The sequence below is a fragment of the Saccharothrix sp. NBAS 001 genome, from assembly GCF_056640475.1.
In genome coordinates this window covers 1,058,100-1,072,759 of the sequence record NZ_CM153251.1, presented here as the reverse complement: position 1 = coordinate 1,072,759, position 14,660 = coordinate 1,058,100, and the positions used below count along the sequence as shown (strand labels likewise).

15 protein-coding genes are annotated in these 14,660 nt (G+C 72.5%); 2 read left to right on the top strand and 13 right to left on the bottom strand.

Going from position 1 to position 14,660, the window contains the following annotated elements:
* Positions 1 to 49: 49 nt before the first annotated feature.
* The 9 genes from AC0HI0_RS04835 to AC0HI0_RS04795 all read right to left on the bottom strand — a co-directional run bounded on the left by AC0HI0_RS04835 (position 50) and on the right by AC0HI0_RS04795 (position 8,937).
* Positions 50 to 763: a DUF4333 domain-containing protein gene (locus AC0HI0_RS04835; RefSeq protein WP_480931026.1), complete on the bottom strand. Its 714-nt coding sequence runs from the start codon at positions 761 to 763 to the stop codon at positions 50 to 52.
* A gap of 102 nt (positions 764 to 865) precedes the next feature.
* A complete protein-coding gene (locus tag AC0HI0_RS04830) occupies positions 866 to 3,622 on the bottom strand; it encodes a DEAD/DEAH box helicase (protein WP_480931025.1) in 2,757 nt (918 codons plus the stop codon).
* Between the two features lie 73 nt (positions 3,623 to 3,695).
* Complete coding sequence (locus AC0HI0_RS04825; RefSeq protein ID WP_480931024.1) at positions 3,696 to 4,577, bottom strand: diacylglycerol/lipid kinase family protein; 882 nt, start codon at positions 4,575 to 4,577, stop codon at positions 3,696 to 3,698.
* Between the two features lie 119 nt (positions 4,578 to 4,696).
* Entirely contained in the window at positions 4,697 to 5,593 is an 897-nt protein-coding gene (gene tatC / locus AC0HI0_RS04820; RefSeq protein WP_480931023.1) for a twin-arginine translocase subunit TatC, read from the bottom strand.
* Positions 5,594 to 5,701: 108 nt separating this feature from the next.
* A complete protein-coding gene (gene tatA / locus AC0HI0_RS04815) occupies positions 5,702 to 6,010 on the bottom strand; it encodes a Sec-independent protein translocase subunit TatA (RefSeq protein WP_480931022.1) in 309 nt (102 codons plus the stop codon).
* 34 nt (positions 6,011 to 6,044) lie between these two features.
* On the bottom strand, positions 6,045 to 6,311 hold the full coding sequence (locus AC0HI0_RS04810; RefSeq protein WP_480931021.1) for a bacteriophage holin: 267 nt from the start codon (positions 6,309 to 6,311) through the stop codon (positions 6,045 to 6,047).
* An 18-nt stretch (positions 6,312 to 6,329) separates the two neighbouring features.
* Positions 6,330 to 7,310, bottom strand: coding sequence for a helix-turn-helix transcriptional regulator (locus tag AC0HI0_RS04805; RefSeq protein ID WP_480931020.1), 981 nt, complete (start codon positions 7,308 to 7,310; stop codon positions 6,330 to 6,332).
* Positions 7,307 to 8,290, bottom strand: coding sequence for a helix-turn-helix transcriptional regulator (locus tag AC0HI0_RS04800; protein ID WP_480931019.1), 984 nt, complete (start codon positions 8,288 to 8,290; stop codon positions 7,307 to 7,309). The genes AC0HI0_RS04805 and AC0HI0_RS04800 overlap by 4 nt, the downstream gene beginning before the upstream one ends.
* Positions 8,291 to 8,424: 134 nt before the next feature.
* Positions 8,425 to 8,937 carry a GlcG/HbpS family heme-binding protein gene (locus tag AC0HI0_RS04795; protein ID WP_480931018.1) on the bottom strand — a complete coding sequence of 171 codons (513 nt, stop codon included), beginning with the start codon at positions 8,935 to 8,937 and terminating at the stop codon, positions 8,425 to 8,427.
* A gap of 135 nt (positions 8,938 to 9,072) precedes the next feature.
* Here AC0HI0_RS04795 and AC0HI0_RS04790 point away from each other — a divergent pair, with 135 nt between their 5' ends.
* Together AC0HI0_RS04790 and AC0HI0_RS04785 are read left to right on the top strand one after the other, a co-directional pair.
* Positions 9,073 to 10,035 (top strand): sensor histidine kinase, encoded by a 963-nt coding sequence (locus tag AC0HI0_RS04790; RefSeq protein ID WP_480931017.1) that lies wholly within the window; start codon positions 9,073 to 9,075, stop codon positions 10,033 to 10,035.
* Positions 10,032 to 10,667 carry a response regulator gene (locus tag AC0HI0_RS04785; protein WP_480931016.1) on the top strand — a complete coding sequence of 212 codons (636 nt, stop codon included), beginning with the start codon at positions 10,032 to 10,034 and terminating at the stop codon, positions 10,665 to 10,667. The genes AC0HI0_RS04790 and AC0HI0_RS04785 overlap by 4 nt, the downstream gene beginning before the upstream one ends.
* Here AC0HI0_RS04785 and AC0HI0_RS04780 read toward each other — a convergent pair.
* From AC0HI0_RS04780 to pafA, 4 genes are all read right to left on the bottom strand, one after another.
* On the bottom strand, positions 10,654 to 11,535 hold the full coding sequence (locus AC0HI0_RS04780; RefSeq protein WP_480931015.1) for an SRPBCC domain-containing protein: 882 nt from the start codon (positions 11,533 to 11,535) through the stop codon (positions 10,654 to 10,656). The genes AC0HI0_RS04785 and AC0HI0_RS04780 overlap by 14 nt on opposite strands.
* On the bottom strand, positions 11,528 to 12,094 hold the full coding sequence (locus tag AC0HI0_RS04775) for an ArsR/SmtB family transcription factor (protein WP_480931014.1): 567 nt from the start codon (positions 12,092 to 12,094) through the stop codon (positions 11,528 to 11,530). The genes AC0HI0_RS04780 and AC0HI0_RS04775 overlap by 8 nt, the downstream gene beginning before the upstream one ends.
* Positions 12,095 to 12,171: 77 nt before the next feature.
* On the bottom strand, positions 12,172 to 13,200 hold the full coding sequence (locus AC0HI0_RS04770) for a WD40/YVTN/BNR-like repeat-containing protein (RefSeq protein ID WP_480931013.1): 1,029 nt from the start codon (positions 13,198 to 13,200) through the stop codon (positions 12,172 to 12,174).
* A gap of 41 nt (positions 13,201 to 13,241) precedes the next feature.
* Entirely contained in the window at positions 13,242 to 14,600 is a 1,359-nt protein-coding gene (gene pafA / locus AC0HI0_RS04765; protein WP_360729061.1) for a Pup--protein ligase, read from the bottom strand.
* Between the last annotated feature and the right edge of the window lie 60 nt (positions 14,601 to 14,660).

The window sequence follows — 14,660 nt, the reverse complement described above, 5'->3', positions numbered from 1 at the left end:
AAGCCACCCCGCGCGGGGTGGCCTCGTGACGCGTGCCGCCGGAGGTGGTTCAGCCCGTGGGCTGGCCGACCTCGTACTCGCCGTCGGCGGTCTTCACCGTGATCTTCACGTCCTTGTCCTTGCCGCCGATCTTCACCTTGCAGGTGAAGGTGCGGTTCGGCTCCACCGGGTTCTCCCCGGAGCAGGTCGCGCCTTCCACGTCGGAGATCTTGTAGTCGTCCTTGAGGATCTGCTGGATCCCGGTCTGGACGGCGTTGTTGTCGAAGATCTTCTTCTTGAAGAAGCCGGGGGTCACGAAGCCGGTGATGCCGACGGCCGCGACCACCAGCACGACCAGCGCGACGACCACCCAGAGCACCGCGCCGGACTTCTTCGCGGGCGGCTGCGGCTGGCCGTAGCCGGGCTGGCCGTACGGGTTCTGCTGCTGCCCGAACTGGCCCGGCTGCTGGCCCCACTGCTGCTGCGACGGGTCCGGCTGCCCGTAGCCGGGCTGCTGCGGCTGGCCGTACGGGTTCTGCTGTTGCTGCTGGGTGGGGTCGTACCCACCGGGGTACTGCTGGGTGTACTGCTGCTGCTGCGGCTGGGGCTGCTGCCCCCACTGCTGCTGCTGTTGCTGCTGCGACGGGTCCGGCTGCCCGTAACCGGGCTGCTGAGCGGGGAAACCACCCGACGGCGTGCCGGGGTACCCACCACCGCCGTAGGGCTGCTGGCCCCACTGCTGCTGCGGGTCGTTCCCTCCGGACGGTCCGTACGGACTGGTCATGCTCGGCCTCCGACGGTCGGTCTGGAAAAGACGTGTCAAGTCTTGCGGGCGCGATCAAACCACAGGAGCGCGGGGCGCACCCAGCCACCCCGCAAAGCTTTCTCAGACCGTGGCCATCGCCACCACTCCCCGGCGCAGCGCGTCGACGGCCTTGCGGGCCGCCGCGCCGACCGGGTCGCCGCCGCCGACCACGTCCCTGATCTGGTCCAGGAAGTCGATCACTTGCCGGCACCAACGCACGAAGTCGCCCGCGCCGAGTTCGGTGCCGCTCGCCTCGGAGGAGCTGAGCACCTTCTCCAGCGACTCGCCGCGCGCCCACCGGTACACCGGCCAGGCGAAACCGGGGTCGGGCTGCCGGGTGCGGTCGAGCTTGTGCCGGCGCTCGTCGTCCTCCAGCTCCGCCCACAGCCGCGCGGTGGCCGTCAGCGCGTCGGTCACCTTGCCCGGTGGCAGCCTGGTCTCCAGCGGGCCGTCCCGGCGCGCCTCGTACACCAGCGACGACACCACGGCCGCCAGCTCGGCCGGTTCGAGGCCGCGCCACACCCCGTGCCGCAGGCACTCGGCGGCCAGCAGGTCGGACTCGGAGTACAGCCGGGTCAGCCGCTTGCCGTGCTCGGTGACCTCCTCGCCCGGACCGGTCTCCTCCTCGTGCAGGTAGCCGCGCTCGCGCAGCAGGCCCCGGATGCGGTCGAACTCGCGGGCCAGCGAGTGCGTGGTGGCCGCGACCTTGCGCTCCACCTGCTCGGTCTCGGCCAGCAGCCGGTGGTACCGCTCGCCCCAGCGGGCGTGGTCCTCGCGCTTCTCGCAGCCGTGGCACGGGTGCGCGCGCAGCGCCCGGCGCAGCGTCGCCAGCTCCGCGTCGTCGTCCGCGGTGGACCGCCGCTTGCGCAGCGACGGCGCGACGATCCCGGTGTTGCGCAGCGTGGACGCCAAGTCGCGGCGCGACTTCGGCGACCGGGTGTCGACCTGGCGGGGCAGCTTCACGTGCCCCAGCACCTCGACCGGCAGCGGGAAGTCCGCCGACGACAGCCGGCCCGCCCACCGGTCCTCGGTCACCACCAGCGGGCGCGCCTCGCCCAGCGGCTCCAGACCCGGGTCGATGACCACGGCGAGCCCCGACCGGCGGCCGGAGGGCACCGCGATCACGTCGCCCTTGCGCAGCCGCTCCAGCGACGACGCCGCCTCGGCCCGCCGCGCGGACGAGTTCTGCCGGGCCAGCGCCTTCTCCCGGTCGGCGACCTGGCGGCGCAGCGAGGCGTACTCGGTGAAGTCGCCCAGGTGGCAGCTCATCGCCTCGGCGTACCCGGCCAGCGCCTCCTTGTTGCGCTCGATCCGCCGGGCCAGGCCGACCACCGAGCGGTCCGCCTGGAACTGCGCGAACGACTGCTCCAGGATCTCCCGCGCGGCCGCCGCGCCGAGCTGGTTGACCAGGTTGACGGCCATGTTGTAGCCGGGCCGGAACGACGACCGCAGCGGGTAGGTGCGGGTGGAGGCCAGACCGGCCACGGCCTTCGGGTCCACCCCCGGCTGCCAGACCACGACCGCGTGCCCCTCGACGTCGATCCCGCGCCGCCCGGCACGCCCGGTGAGCTGCGTGTACTCCCCCGGCGTCAGGTCGACGTGGGCCTCGCCGTTGTACTTGACCAGCTTCTCCAGCACGACCGTGCGAGCGGGCATGTTGATGCCCAGGGCCAGCGTCTCGGTCGCGAACACGACCTTCACCAGACCCCGGACGAACAGCTCCTCGACGGTCTCCTTGAACGCCGGCAGCAGCCCCGCGTGGTGGCTCGCGATGCCCCGCTCCAGGGCGTCGCGCCACTCCCAGTAGCCGAGCACCATCAGGTCACCCTGGGGCAGGTCGCGGGTCTTGGACTCGATGATCCCGCGGATCACCTCGACCTCGGCGTCGGTGTTGAGCCGCAGCCCGGCCCGCACGCACTGGCCGACCGCCGCGTCGCAGCCCGCCCGGCTGAACACGAAGTCGATCGCGGGCAGCAGCCCCGCGCCGTCCAGCCGCTGCACGATGTCCACCCGCGAGGGCGGCTTGAACCCCGACCCGCGCGGCGGGCGGCCCTTGTTGTTCTTGTTCCGGCTCCACGGCACGTGGTAGCGGAACAGGTCCTCGGTGTGCCGCAGCAGCTGCGGGTTGAGCCGGGCGACCCCGTCGTCGGCCTCGCCCGCGAACAGGTCCATCATCCGGCCGCCGGCCAGCATGTGCTGCCACAGCGGCACCGGCCGGTGCTCGTCCACCACGACCGTCGTGTCACCGCGCACCTCGACCAGCCACTCGCCGAACTCCTCGGCGTTGCTGACCGTCGCGGAGAGGCCGACCAGCCGCACCGACTCCGGCAGGTGCAGGATCACCTCTTCCCACACCGGGCCGCGGAACCGGTCCGCCAGGTAGTGCACCTCGTCCATCACCACGTACGCGAGGCTGGTGAGCGTGGAGGAGCCCGCGTAGAGCATGTTGCGCAGCACCTCGGTGGTCATCACGACCACGGGCGCGTTGCCGTTGACCGACGTGTCACCGGTCAGCAGGCCCACCTTGCCCTCGCCGTAGCGGGCCACCAGGTCGGCGTACTTCTGGTTGGACAGCGCCTTGATGGGCGTCGTGTAGAAGCACTTGCGGCCCTCGGACAGGGCCAGGTGGACGGCGAACTCGCCGACGACGGTCTTGCCCGCGCCGGTCGGCGCGCACACCAGCACGCCGTGCCCGTCCTCCAGGGCCTCGCAGGCGCGCTGCTGGAACGGGTCCAGCTCGAAGGAGAGCACCGACAGGAAATCGGTCAGCTTGGGCCGGGTGGTGCGGCGGCGGAAGTCCGCGTAGGCGTCGGCCGGAGACCGCGAAGCGCTTGACACCCTTCCAGGCTGTCACATGGGACCGACAAAAGCGCTCTTGATCCGCGCCGAGCGGCGCGGCGGCGCGCCGCGACTAGCCCGGGGCCGTCGCCGTGACCGCCGTCAACGCCCCTGACCTGCACGAAACCTCCAGCGGCAGGCCGTGCAGCCGCTCGCCGTCGGCGTAACCGACCCAGGCGGGCCCGGACAGGGTGACCGACTTGGCACGCAGCGTGCGCACCGCCGGGTGGTCGACGTGCCGGCCGGTGCGCAGCGTGGGCAGCATCCGCAGCAGGGTGCGGCGCGGGGCGGCGGCCACCACGGTGATGTCGAACAGCCCGTCGGCGGCGTCGGCATCCGGGCAGACCGGGATGCCGCCGCCGTAGCTGGTGGTGTTGCCGACCGCGACCAGCAGGGCGTCCAGCTCCAGCCGGTCGCCCTCGGTCTCGACGACCAGGGGCTCCGGGCGCAGGGTGGCCAGTTCGGCGAGGATCGCCAGGTCGTAGCGGCGGGGGCCGGCGGGCCACCGCATCCCGTTGGCGCGCTCGTTGACCGCCGAGTCGAAGCCCGCGCACAGGACGGTGGCGAACCACGTCCCGTCGCCGAGCCGGCCCAGGTCCAGCGGACGGGTCGCGCCCTCGCGCAGGGCGTGCACCACGTCGTCCACCGAGGTCGTGCCCAGGGCGGTGGCCAAGTCGTTGCCGGTGCCGGCGGGGACCACGGCGAGCGCGGTGGGGGTGCCGGCGCACGCCTGGACGCCCAGGTGCGCCCCGCCGTCGCCGCCGAGCACGACCAGGACGTCCACGCCGTCGGCCACGGCGCGGCGGGCCAGCTCGGCGGTGCCCTCGGCGGAGGAGGCGACGTGCAGGTCCAGCGAGTCGACCGCGGTGCGCAACCGGGCCGCCACCGTGCCCGCGACCCGTCCGGCACGGCCCCGGCCCGAAGCCGGGCAGACCAGCAGCGCGGCGCGCGTCATGGGGCGGAACGAGCCATCGGGGAGTCCTCCGGGACCTCGGGTCCCGGCATCCTGGCACACCGCACCGGCGAAGATCCACGGTCCGACGGCGACCTCACACCGCCGCCGGACCTCGGGGATCAGGTCGCGTCGTCGTAGTTGACCCGGTGCGGCTGCTTCTGCGTCACCGGCTCGTCGATGGTCTCCTCGACCTGCGACGGCTGGTAGTCGAACGGCGCGGCCTCGTCGTCGTCGAGTTCGTCGAGGCCCTCGGCCTTGCGCTTGCGGGCCGCCCGCTTGTCGTGCACCCGGGCCAGCTGGATCGCGAACTCGAACAGCAGGGTCAGCGCGATGGCCAGCGCGACCATCGAGATCGGGTCGGTGCCCGGTGTCGCGATCGCGGCGAAGATGAACAGCGCGAAGATGATCCCGCGCCGCCACTTGCGCAGCTTGTCGTAGGTCAGCACGCCCACCTGGTTGAGCATCACCACGATCAGCGGCAGCTCGAAGCTGACCCCGAAGATCAGCAGCAGCGCCATCACGAAACTGATGTACTCACCGGCGGTCAGCGCGGTGATGAACTTCTCGTCACCGAAGCCGACCAGCACCGACAGGCCCTGCGGCACCACGTAGAAGGCGAGCGTCGCGCCCGCGACGAACAGCACCGACGCGATGCCCACGAAGATCAGCGCGAACTTGCGCTCCTTCGCGTACAGGCCGGGCGCGATGAACCGCCACACCTGCATCAGCCACAGCGGCGCGGTGATCGCCATGCCCGCGCCCGCGCCGACCTTCAACCGGATCATGAAGACTTCGAACGGCTGGGTCTGGAGCAGCTGGCAGCCCTGGCCACCCTGGGTGAGCCGTTGCTCGACCGGGATGCCGCAGTAGGGCGCGATGACGAAGTCACCGAGGCTGGGCAGGCCGAAGATGTGCCACTCCCACCAGAACCAGCCGAAGATCGCGCCGACGGCGATGATCAGCAGAGCCAACCCCAGCCGGTGGCGGAGGTCGTACAGGTGATCCTTGAGCGACATGGTGCCGTCGGGGTTGCTCCGACGGCTCGTCAGCTTCCGACGATCCCGGCGCTCCGACCACCACCGGACGGGACTACTTGCCCCCACGGCGCGGACCGTCCTTCTGGTCTAGTTCTGCTTGTTCTGGAGGTTCTGCGCGGACTGCTCGATCGGCTGCGCCACCTGGGGCTGGACCGGCTGCGCCACGGGCGGCTGCACGGGCTGCGCGACGGGCGGCTGCACGACCTGCTGCGGCTGCGCCGGCGGGAGCTGCTGGGGAGCGGGCTGCTGCACGGCGGTGTTGTGCTGCTGCGGCGCCTGCGACGGGTCGTCCTCGTCGCGCAGGCCCTTGGTCTCGGCCTTGAGGATCTTGGCCGACTTGCCCAGCGAACGCGCCATGTCGGGCAGCTTCTTCGCCCCGAACAGCAAGATGATCACCACAGCGATGATGATCAGCTCAGTAGCTCCGAGGTTACCCACGGTAGTCCTCCTTCATCCCCCGGTCCGTCGATGGTACGCGGGGTTCGCCCTGTCGGGCCCGGTCCGGACGCCGTTCGGCGAAGGCCACCCCGAGCGCGGCGAAGCGCGCCCGCAGCAATCCGACGCCGTCGCCGACCCTGTCGCCTACCAGAGTGCTTGCGGCGCGGAAGCGGCGCAAGGCTCCGAGGACTTTGACCAGGACGACGATCAGAAACACCATCCCGACCAGCAACAACACCAGGCTCGGCAAGTACGGCACGACACCACCGTATCGGGCCTAGGTTGCCGGGAGGTGATCCGCCCGGCGCAACGCCGCCTCCGCCTGCCGGGCGACCGCCGCCACCAGTTCGGCCGGCTGTTCCACGTGCACCTCGCCACCCAGGCCGAGCAGCAGCCGCACCATCCACGGGGTGTCGGCGTAGCGGAACAGCACCCGCGCGCGGCCCTCGTCGAGTTCGGTCAGGCCGTCCACCGGGTAGTACTCGGCCACCCAGCGCGCATCCGGTTCCAGCACCAGCACTGCGGTGCGCTGGGACGGGTCGGGGCGGAACAGCCCCTCCGAGGTGTCGGTGGGCTCGGCGTGCGGCGGCGGGCTGGCTGCCTCGTCCAGCGCCTGCACGGCGTCTATCCGGTCCAACCGGAACAGCCGGACGCCGTCGGCGAGCCGGCACCACGCTTCGAGGTAGCTTCGGCCTTCCACCAGCAGCAGCCGCATCGGGTCGACCACCCGGTCGGTCACCTCGTCGCGCGAGGGCGTGTAGTAGCTCAACCGCAGCGCACGCCCGCGCAGCACGCCTTCCGACACCGCGTCGCGCACCAGCGCCGTCTCCGGGGCCTCGCGCATGGCCAGGCCGACCGCGACCCCGGCGGGCTGCGCCTGGCCCACGGCGGCCTCGATCTTGGCCACCGCGCGGCGCACCGCCGCCTTGTCCGCGACGCCCGGCGTCTCGGCCAGCGCGCGCAGCGCCACCAGCAGCGCGGTGGCCTCGGCGGCGGTCAGCCGCAACGGGCGGCTCATGCCCGCGTCGAAGGTGACGGTGACCGTGTCGCCCTCGAAGGACAGGTCGATCAGGTCACCGGGCCCGTAGCCGGGCAGGCCGCACATCCACAGCAGTTCGAGGTCCTTGCGCAGCTGGCGCGGCGTGACCTCGAAGTCGGCGGCCACCTCGTCGATCGGGATGCCCGGCCGGGCGATCAGGTACGGCACCAGCGCGAGCAGCCGGGGCAGCCGGTCGGCGGAGGAGTTCGAGGCGGTCACGCCCGCACCCCCGCCCCGCGCAGGGCGCCGACCAGCTTCTCCCGCACCGTCTTGGCCAGCACCTCGGGCTCCAGCACGAGCACGTCCGGCCCGAACCCGGCGATCCAGTTCGCCGCCGAGTCGGGGAACCTCAGGTCGATCTCCAGCAGGTCGCCGGGCTCGCCGTCGAGTTCCCGCTCGCCCACGTGCCGGGCCCGCCGCCGCACGCCCTGCGCCCGGCCCCGGGCGACCCACAGCTTGGCCGTGGCCACGTTCTGGGTGACCGGCTCGCTGCGGGCCACGAAGCTGAGCAGGTCGACCGCCTCCGGCCGTTCCACGGTGCCGGCCTTGCCGATCGCGGCGACCTCGCCGACGATCCGCGACAGCCGGAAGCAGCGCGGCGCGCGCCGGTCCCGGTCGTGCCCCACGAGGTACCACCGGCCGCGCCAGGCGACCACGCCCCACGGCTCGACGGTGCGCCGCCGCACCTCGATCGGCACCGGCCGGCGGTAGTCGAACTCGACCACCCGGCCCTGCTGCACGGCCGCGAGCAGCGGCGGGAACGCGGGTTCGCTGGTGCGCACCTTCGGCTCGACCGCCACGTGCACGTCCTGGTCGACGTCGACGCCCGCCGCGCGCAGCTTGATCAGCGCGCCGTGCGCGGCACCGGTGAACTGCGGCGAGTCCCACAGCCGGGCGGCCAGCGCGACCGCCGCCGCCTCGTCGGGCTCCAGGTCGATGTCGCCGAGTTCGTAGTCGCGCCGGGCGATGCGGTAGCCGTCCGGGCCGTCCACGCCCAGGTTGCGGCCTATCTCCAGCGGCACGCCGAGGTCGCGCAGCTCTGTCTTGTCGCGTTCGAACATGCGGAAGAACGCCTCGTCGGTCACGGCGTCCGAATAGCCGGGGACGATGGCGCGGATGCGCTCGGCGGTCAGGTACTGGCGGGTGGAGAGCAGGCACAGCACCAGGTTGACGAGCCGTTCGGCACGTGCGATGGCCACCGGAGAACCCTAACCCCGCGCGACCGCCCGACGACGCCCATCCCCACCCGAATCCGACCGGATGGTCCATTCGGTCGCTTGCGCGCGATCCGGCGGGCGCCCGGTCCACCCGCCGGTGGACCGGGCGCGGCCGGTCAGCCGCCGATCGCGGACAGGCCGGCCTTGGCGTACTTCTCGTCCAGGTCGCCGCTGGGCGCACCGCCGACGCCGATCCCGGCCACCGGGGCGCCGTCGGAGGCCACCGGCACGCCGCCGGCCAGGAACAGCGTGCCGGGGATGTCGCGCAGCGTCGCCCCGGCCCCGGTCACCCGGCCGGCCAGCACGGACGTCGGCGCGTTGAACGAGGCCGCCGTGAACGCCTTCCGCTTCGCCGACTCCTCGGTCTGCGGGCCCGCGCCGTCGCCGTGCAGCAGGACCACCAGGTCCCCACCGCGGTCCACGACCGCGACGGTCACCCGCTGCCCCTCCTTCTCCGCCGCGTCCAGCGCCACCTGGGCCGCGCGCACCGCGGCGTCCACGGTCAGCACCTTCTCGCTGCGCACCTGCACACCGCCGCGCCCGCGCTCCTGCGGCTGCCCGGCCACCGCGTAGCCACCGGCACCCACCACCGCCAGCGCCACCAGCGCACCCACCACGGTCTTGTTCATCGCATGTTCTCCCTCGAACGTCGGCGAACCCAGACTCGCCGCCGAACCACCCCCGTGACCTGGTGGAATGGGCTGAACCGAGGTTCAACCCATCGGTTGACCCCGGGACGCCGCGGCCGGCCTACGGTGAGCGCCGTGTGGCTGCACCGGGCGATGCACGCGGGCTTCTACGTGCTGTTGGCGGCGTCGGCGGCGCGGTACCTCGCGTACCACGGCGTCGACCCCCTCGTGCTGGGCGCGGCGGTCTGCCTCGGCGCGGCCTACCCGGCGGGCGTGCGGTGGACCCGGGCGTTGCCGGCGGTGCTGGTGGTGTGGCTGGTGCTGGTGTGGCTCGCGCCCAGCTTCGGGTGGTGCGCGATCCCGCTGTTCTTCCAGTGCCTGCGCCAGCTCCGGCCGCGCCTCGCGGTGCCGATCGCGGGCGTGCTCACGTTGGCCGTGGTGCTCGCCCAGGTCAGGCTGGCCGACGCGGTGGAGCCCAGCCTGGTGCTGGGTCCGGTCGGGGTCGCGGTGATCACCGGCGCGGTCTTCTTCGACCGGCGGCGGCTGATCCACGAGGCGGGCGTGCTCGCCGAGCGGCAGCGGCTGGCCCGCGAGATCCACGACACCCTGGCCCAGGGCCTGTCCAGCATCGCGCTGCTGCTCGAACTCGGCGACACCCGGCGCGCCGCCGACGTGGCCAAGGAGAACCTCGCCGAGGCACGCCGGTTCGTGCGCGACCTGTCGCCGTTGCAGGGGCGTTCGCTGGAGGACGCGCTGCGCGGCCTGTGCGACCGGGTGGAGGTGCACGGCGAGCCGTACCCGTTGACCGTGCAGACCGAGGTGGCGCTGCTGCGGGTCGCGCAGGGCGCGTTGGCCAACGTCCGGGAGCACGCCGGGGCGCACACTGTCGTGGTGACCCTCTCCTACCTGGGCGACGCGGTGACGCTCGACGTGTGCGACGACGGCCGGGGCTTCGACCCGCAGGCCGTGGCACCGGCCGAGGGCCGGGGTTTCGGCCTGCCGTCGATCCGGAGCCGGGTCGCCGAACTCGGCGGCACGCTGTCCGTGGAGAGCGCGCCCGGCGAGGGGACGGCCCTCGCCGTCACGGTCCCGACGTGACCGGCCCCCTGCGCGTGCTGGTGGTGGACGACCACCCGGTGGTCCGGTTCGGGCTGACCGGTCTGCTGCAACGCGACTTCGAGGTGGTGGCGGAGGCCGCGACCGGCGAGGACGCGGTCCGGCACGCCGCCGCGCTCAGGCCGGACGTGGTGCTGATGGACCTCCAGCTCGGCGCTGGCATCGACGGCGTGGAGGCGACCCGGCGGGTCCGCGCGCTGCCCGACCCGCCCGAGGTCGTGGTGCTGACCACCTACGACTCGGACGCCGACGTGGTGCGGGCGGTCGAGGCGGGCGCGACCGGCTACCTGCTCAAGGACTCGCCGCCGGACGAGCTGGCCGACGCGGTCCGGCGGGCGGCGCGCGGCCAGACCGTGCTGTCCCCCGACATCGCCCGCCGGCTGCTGCGCACCGTCCGCGACCCCGCGCCCGCGCTGAGCCGCCGCGAGATCGAGATCCTGGACCACCTGGCGCGCGGCCTGTCGAACCGGGAGATCGCGAAAGCGCTGTTCATCAGCGAGGCCACGGTGAAGACGCACCTGGTGCGGATCTTCGACAAGCTCGGCGTGGAGACCCGGACGGCGGCCGTGACGACCGCCGTCGAACGCCGGCTGATCCGGCTCAGTCGCCCGTGAGCATCCCCTCCGGCACGCCGGGCACCTCGGGCCGCAGCCACATCGTCGTCCACGCCGGCCCCTGCTCGACGTACCGGCGCAGCTCGGCCACGCCGGACAGCCAGCCCGTCCACGCGCCGTAGGGCGGGCGGCCCTCGACGAACCCGCTCTGCACGAACGTCAGCCGGGTCCGGCCCGCCGACTCGGCCAGCTCCCAGGTGGTCGCGATGCCGCCGCCCCAGTCGATGGCCATCCGCTCGTTCTCGACCAGGTCCAGGACCTTGCCCGGCTCCGGGTTGGCGTCGAACCCGCCCATGGCGATCCGGCCGCCCACCCACGGCTCGATGTCGAGCCTCGCGCCGAACCAGCGGGAGTACTCGTCGGAGTCGACCAGCGCCCGGTAGACCGCCTCCTTGCCGCCGTCGATGTCCACCGACGCGCGCATCTCGGTGGTGGTGAAGTCGCAGCGGGGCGTGAGCGCGCGGCCCTCGACGTGCTCGACCAGGTTGGCCATGGCCAGGCTCCAGTAGGTGAACAGGTAGCCGAGCACGCCCTGCTCGGCCACCGCCGCCTCCCACCCCGGGAAGTGGCTCTGGGTCAGCTGCACGACGGTGTCGTCGCCGTCGGCGGTCAGGGTGATCCCGACCGAGGTGTCCACGCCGCCGACGTGCCAGGAGAAGCGGATCGTCGTGTCGTCCACGTGCTGGAGCTTCTGGTGCGGCGCGCCGCCGTCGGGGGTGTGGCGACCCCAGAACTCGTAGCGGTGCGGCAGGTCCACGACGACGTGCTCGGCCAGCCAGGCGCCGAGTTCGTCCGCCGACGTCAGCGCCCGGTGCACGCGGGAGACCGGCGCGGTCACCCGGACACCGATGGTCACGGTCTCACTCATGGTCCTCTTCCTCCGTCTGGGTCGGGTAGCACGCCACGGCCAGCCGGAAGGCGTCGCCCTCGGCCCCGCCGTAGCGGCTGAACAGGTCCTGCAGGGTCGTGCGCAACTCGTCGAAGAACTCCCGGCGCAGCTCGGGCCGCACCCGGATGTCGCCGGAGACGCCCAGCGACGGCAGCTCCGGCCGGTCGCGGTCGAGCGCGGCGATGTCCGACTGGACCTGCTCCACGAGGTCGAGCAGGTACCCCAGGCTGAGGTCGTCCTGCGCGCGGCGCAGCCCGAGCCGGCCGACCAGGCCCGGCGAGAGCCAGTACGCGCGGGCCGTCGCCTGGTAGACGCCCTCGGTGATGCCGCGCACCCGGCGTTCCGAGACCAGGCTCACCAGACCGGCTTCGACCAGGCGTTTCACGTGGTAGTAGACCCGCTGCGGGGTCTGGTTCAGCTCCCCCGCGACCTCGGTGCACGAGTGCGGCTCGGCCAACCGCCGCAGCACCTCGATGCGCTGCGGCTTGAGCAGTGCCTCGGCCTGCTCGATCTGCTCCAGGTACAGGACGTCTCTCATCGCGAAAATGAGCTTGAACGTACAAATCTGTTTTGTCAATAGGGCGCGCGGCGCCCCCTGGAGGCCGCCGCCGACGCCTATCCCCTGCTCAGGACCCCGACCCGACCCTTCTCACCGGCCGCCCAGCAGGTGTTCGGGCAGTCCACCGTGTCGAAGCTGCCGGTGTCGAACGCCCGCCACGTCCGCCCGCCGTCCCGGCTCGCGTCGCTGCCGGTGGGTCCGACCGCGAGCACCGTCGAGCCGTGCCAGGCCGCGCCCGACCGGTACCCCGCCGGCGACCGGGAGTTGCCCTCCCAGGTCCGGCCGCCGTCGCGGCTCAGCGCCAGGTTCGCCACCACGCCGGCCGGGTCGGCGAAGTCGCCGCCGATCGCCACGCCCTGGCGCGGCGACCGGAAGGCCACCGAGAACACGCCCGCCGAAGCGGAACTCAGCAACGGCGTGTCGGACGCCTGCCAATGCCACCCGCCGTCCGACGAGTGCAGCACCCGGGCCTTCGCGCCACCGCCGGTGGCGATCCACGCGTCCCGCGTCCCGGCCGTGGTCAGGCACTGGCCGCCGGCCGCGAACGCGAACTCACCCGCCAGCGCGGGCGGGAAGTTCTCCTCGGGCACCTGCCGCCACGACCGGCCGCCGTCCCGGGTGGCCAGCACCCGGAACTTCCCGTTCACCGGGTCGCTCATGGCCAGCCCGCGCCACCGGTCGAAGAACGCCACGCAGTCGTAGAACGCGTTCGGGTCGGTGTTGCGGAACGCCTCGACCCACGTCCGGCCGCCGTCCGAGGTCCGGTGGATGCGCGAACTCTCGCCCGGCCCGATGGACAGGGCCACGGCCGTGCGCGCGTCGAACGCCTCGATGTCGCGGAAGTCCAGGGCCGCCGTGTCCGGCGGCGGCACCGACGTCCACGACCGGCCGCCGTCGCCGGTCCGCAGCACGGTGCCCTTGCTGCCGCTGACCCACGCGACCTTGGCGCTGACCGCCGACAGGCCGCGCAACCGCGCGTCGGTGCCGGTGGGCCGCAGCTCCCACGAGGCGTCGTGCGCCTGCGCTGCGGAGGGGGCCACCAGCAGGGATGCCGCCGTGGCCGCGACGAGGAGAAGGCTCTTCATGAGGTGTGAGCCTCACGAAGAGCCTTCCCGGTCCGCTAGGGCTAGAGGGAGGAGATCAGCCGCTCCACCCGCTCGTCCACCGCGCGGAACGGGTCCTTGCACAGCACGGTGCGCTGCGCCTGGTCGTTCAGCTTGAGGTGGACCCAGTCGACGGTGAAGTCCCGGCCGGCGGCCTGCGCGGCGGCGATGAAGTCGCCGCGCAGCTTGGCCCGGGTGGTCTGCGGCGGGGTGTCCTTGGCGGCCTCGATCTCGCCGTCGTCGGTCACCCGGTCCACCTGCCCCTTGCGCTGGAGCAGGTCGAAGATGCCCCGGCCGCGCCGGATGTCGTGGTAGGCGAGGTCGAGCTGGGCGATCCGGGGGTTCGACAGGTCCATGTCGTGCTTGGCCTGGTACCGCTGCATCAGCCGGTACTTGATGGCCCAGTCGATCTCGCGGTCGATCTTGGACAGGTCCTCGGCCTCGACCGCGTCCAGCGTGCGGCCCCACAGCTCCAGCACCCGCTCGGCCATCGGGTCCGGCGCCCGCTTGGCCACGTGCTCCACGGCCCGCTCGAAGTACTCGCGCTGGATGTCCAGCGCCGAGGCCTCCTTGCCGCCCGCGAGGCGCACCGTGCGCCGCCCGGTCAGGTCGTGGCTGATCTCGCGGATCGCGCGGATCGGGTTGTCCAGGCTGAAGTCCCGGAACTGGACGCCCTGCTCGATCATCTCCAGCACCAGGTTCGCGCTGCCCACCTTGAGCAGCGTGGTCACCTCGGACATGTTCGAGTCGCCGACGATCACGTGCAGCCTGCGGTACCGCTCGGCGTCGGCGTGCGGTTCGTCACGGGTGTTGATGATCGGGCGCGAGCGGGTGGTGGCACTCGACACGCCCTCCCAGATGTGCTCGGCCCGCTGGGACAGGCAGTACACCGCGCCGCGCGGGGTCTGGAGCACCTTGCCCGCGCCGCAGATCAGCTGCCTGGTCACCAGGAACGGCAGCAGCACGTCCGCGATCCGGGAGAACTCCCCGGCCCGCGCGACCAGGTAGTTCTCGTGACAGCCGTAGGAGTTGCCCGCGGAGTCGGTGTTGTTCTTGAACAGGAAGATGTCGCCCCCGATGCCCTCGTCGGCGAGCCTGCGCTCGGCGTCGACGAGCAGGTCTTCGAGGATCCGTTCGCCGGCCTTGTCGTGCGTGACGAGCTGGGCGAGGTCGTCGCACTCCGCGGTCGCGTACTCGGGGTGCGAACCGACGTCCAGGTAGAGCCGAGAGCCGTTGCGCAGGAACACGTTCGACGAACGGCCCCACGAGACGACCCGGCGGAACAGATAACGCGCGACCTCATCCGGGGACAGCCTGCGCTGCCCGTGGAAGGTGCAGGTCACCCCGAACTCAGTCTCAATGCCGAAGATCCGCCGCTGCATCCCTCAACAGTAGGCGCATTCGGCGCTTTCCTCAGTGATCCAATCGGGCGGCACGCGGAT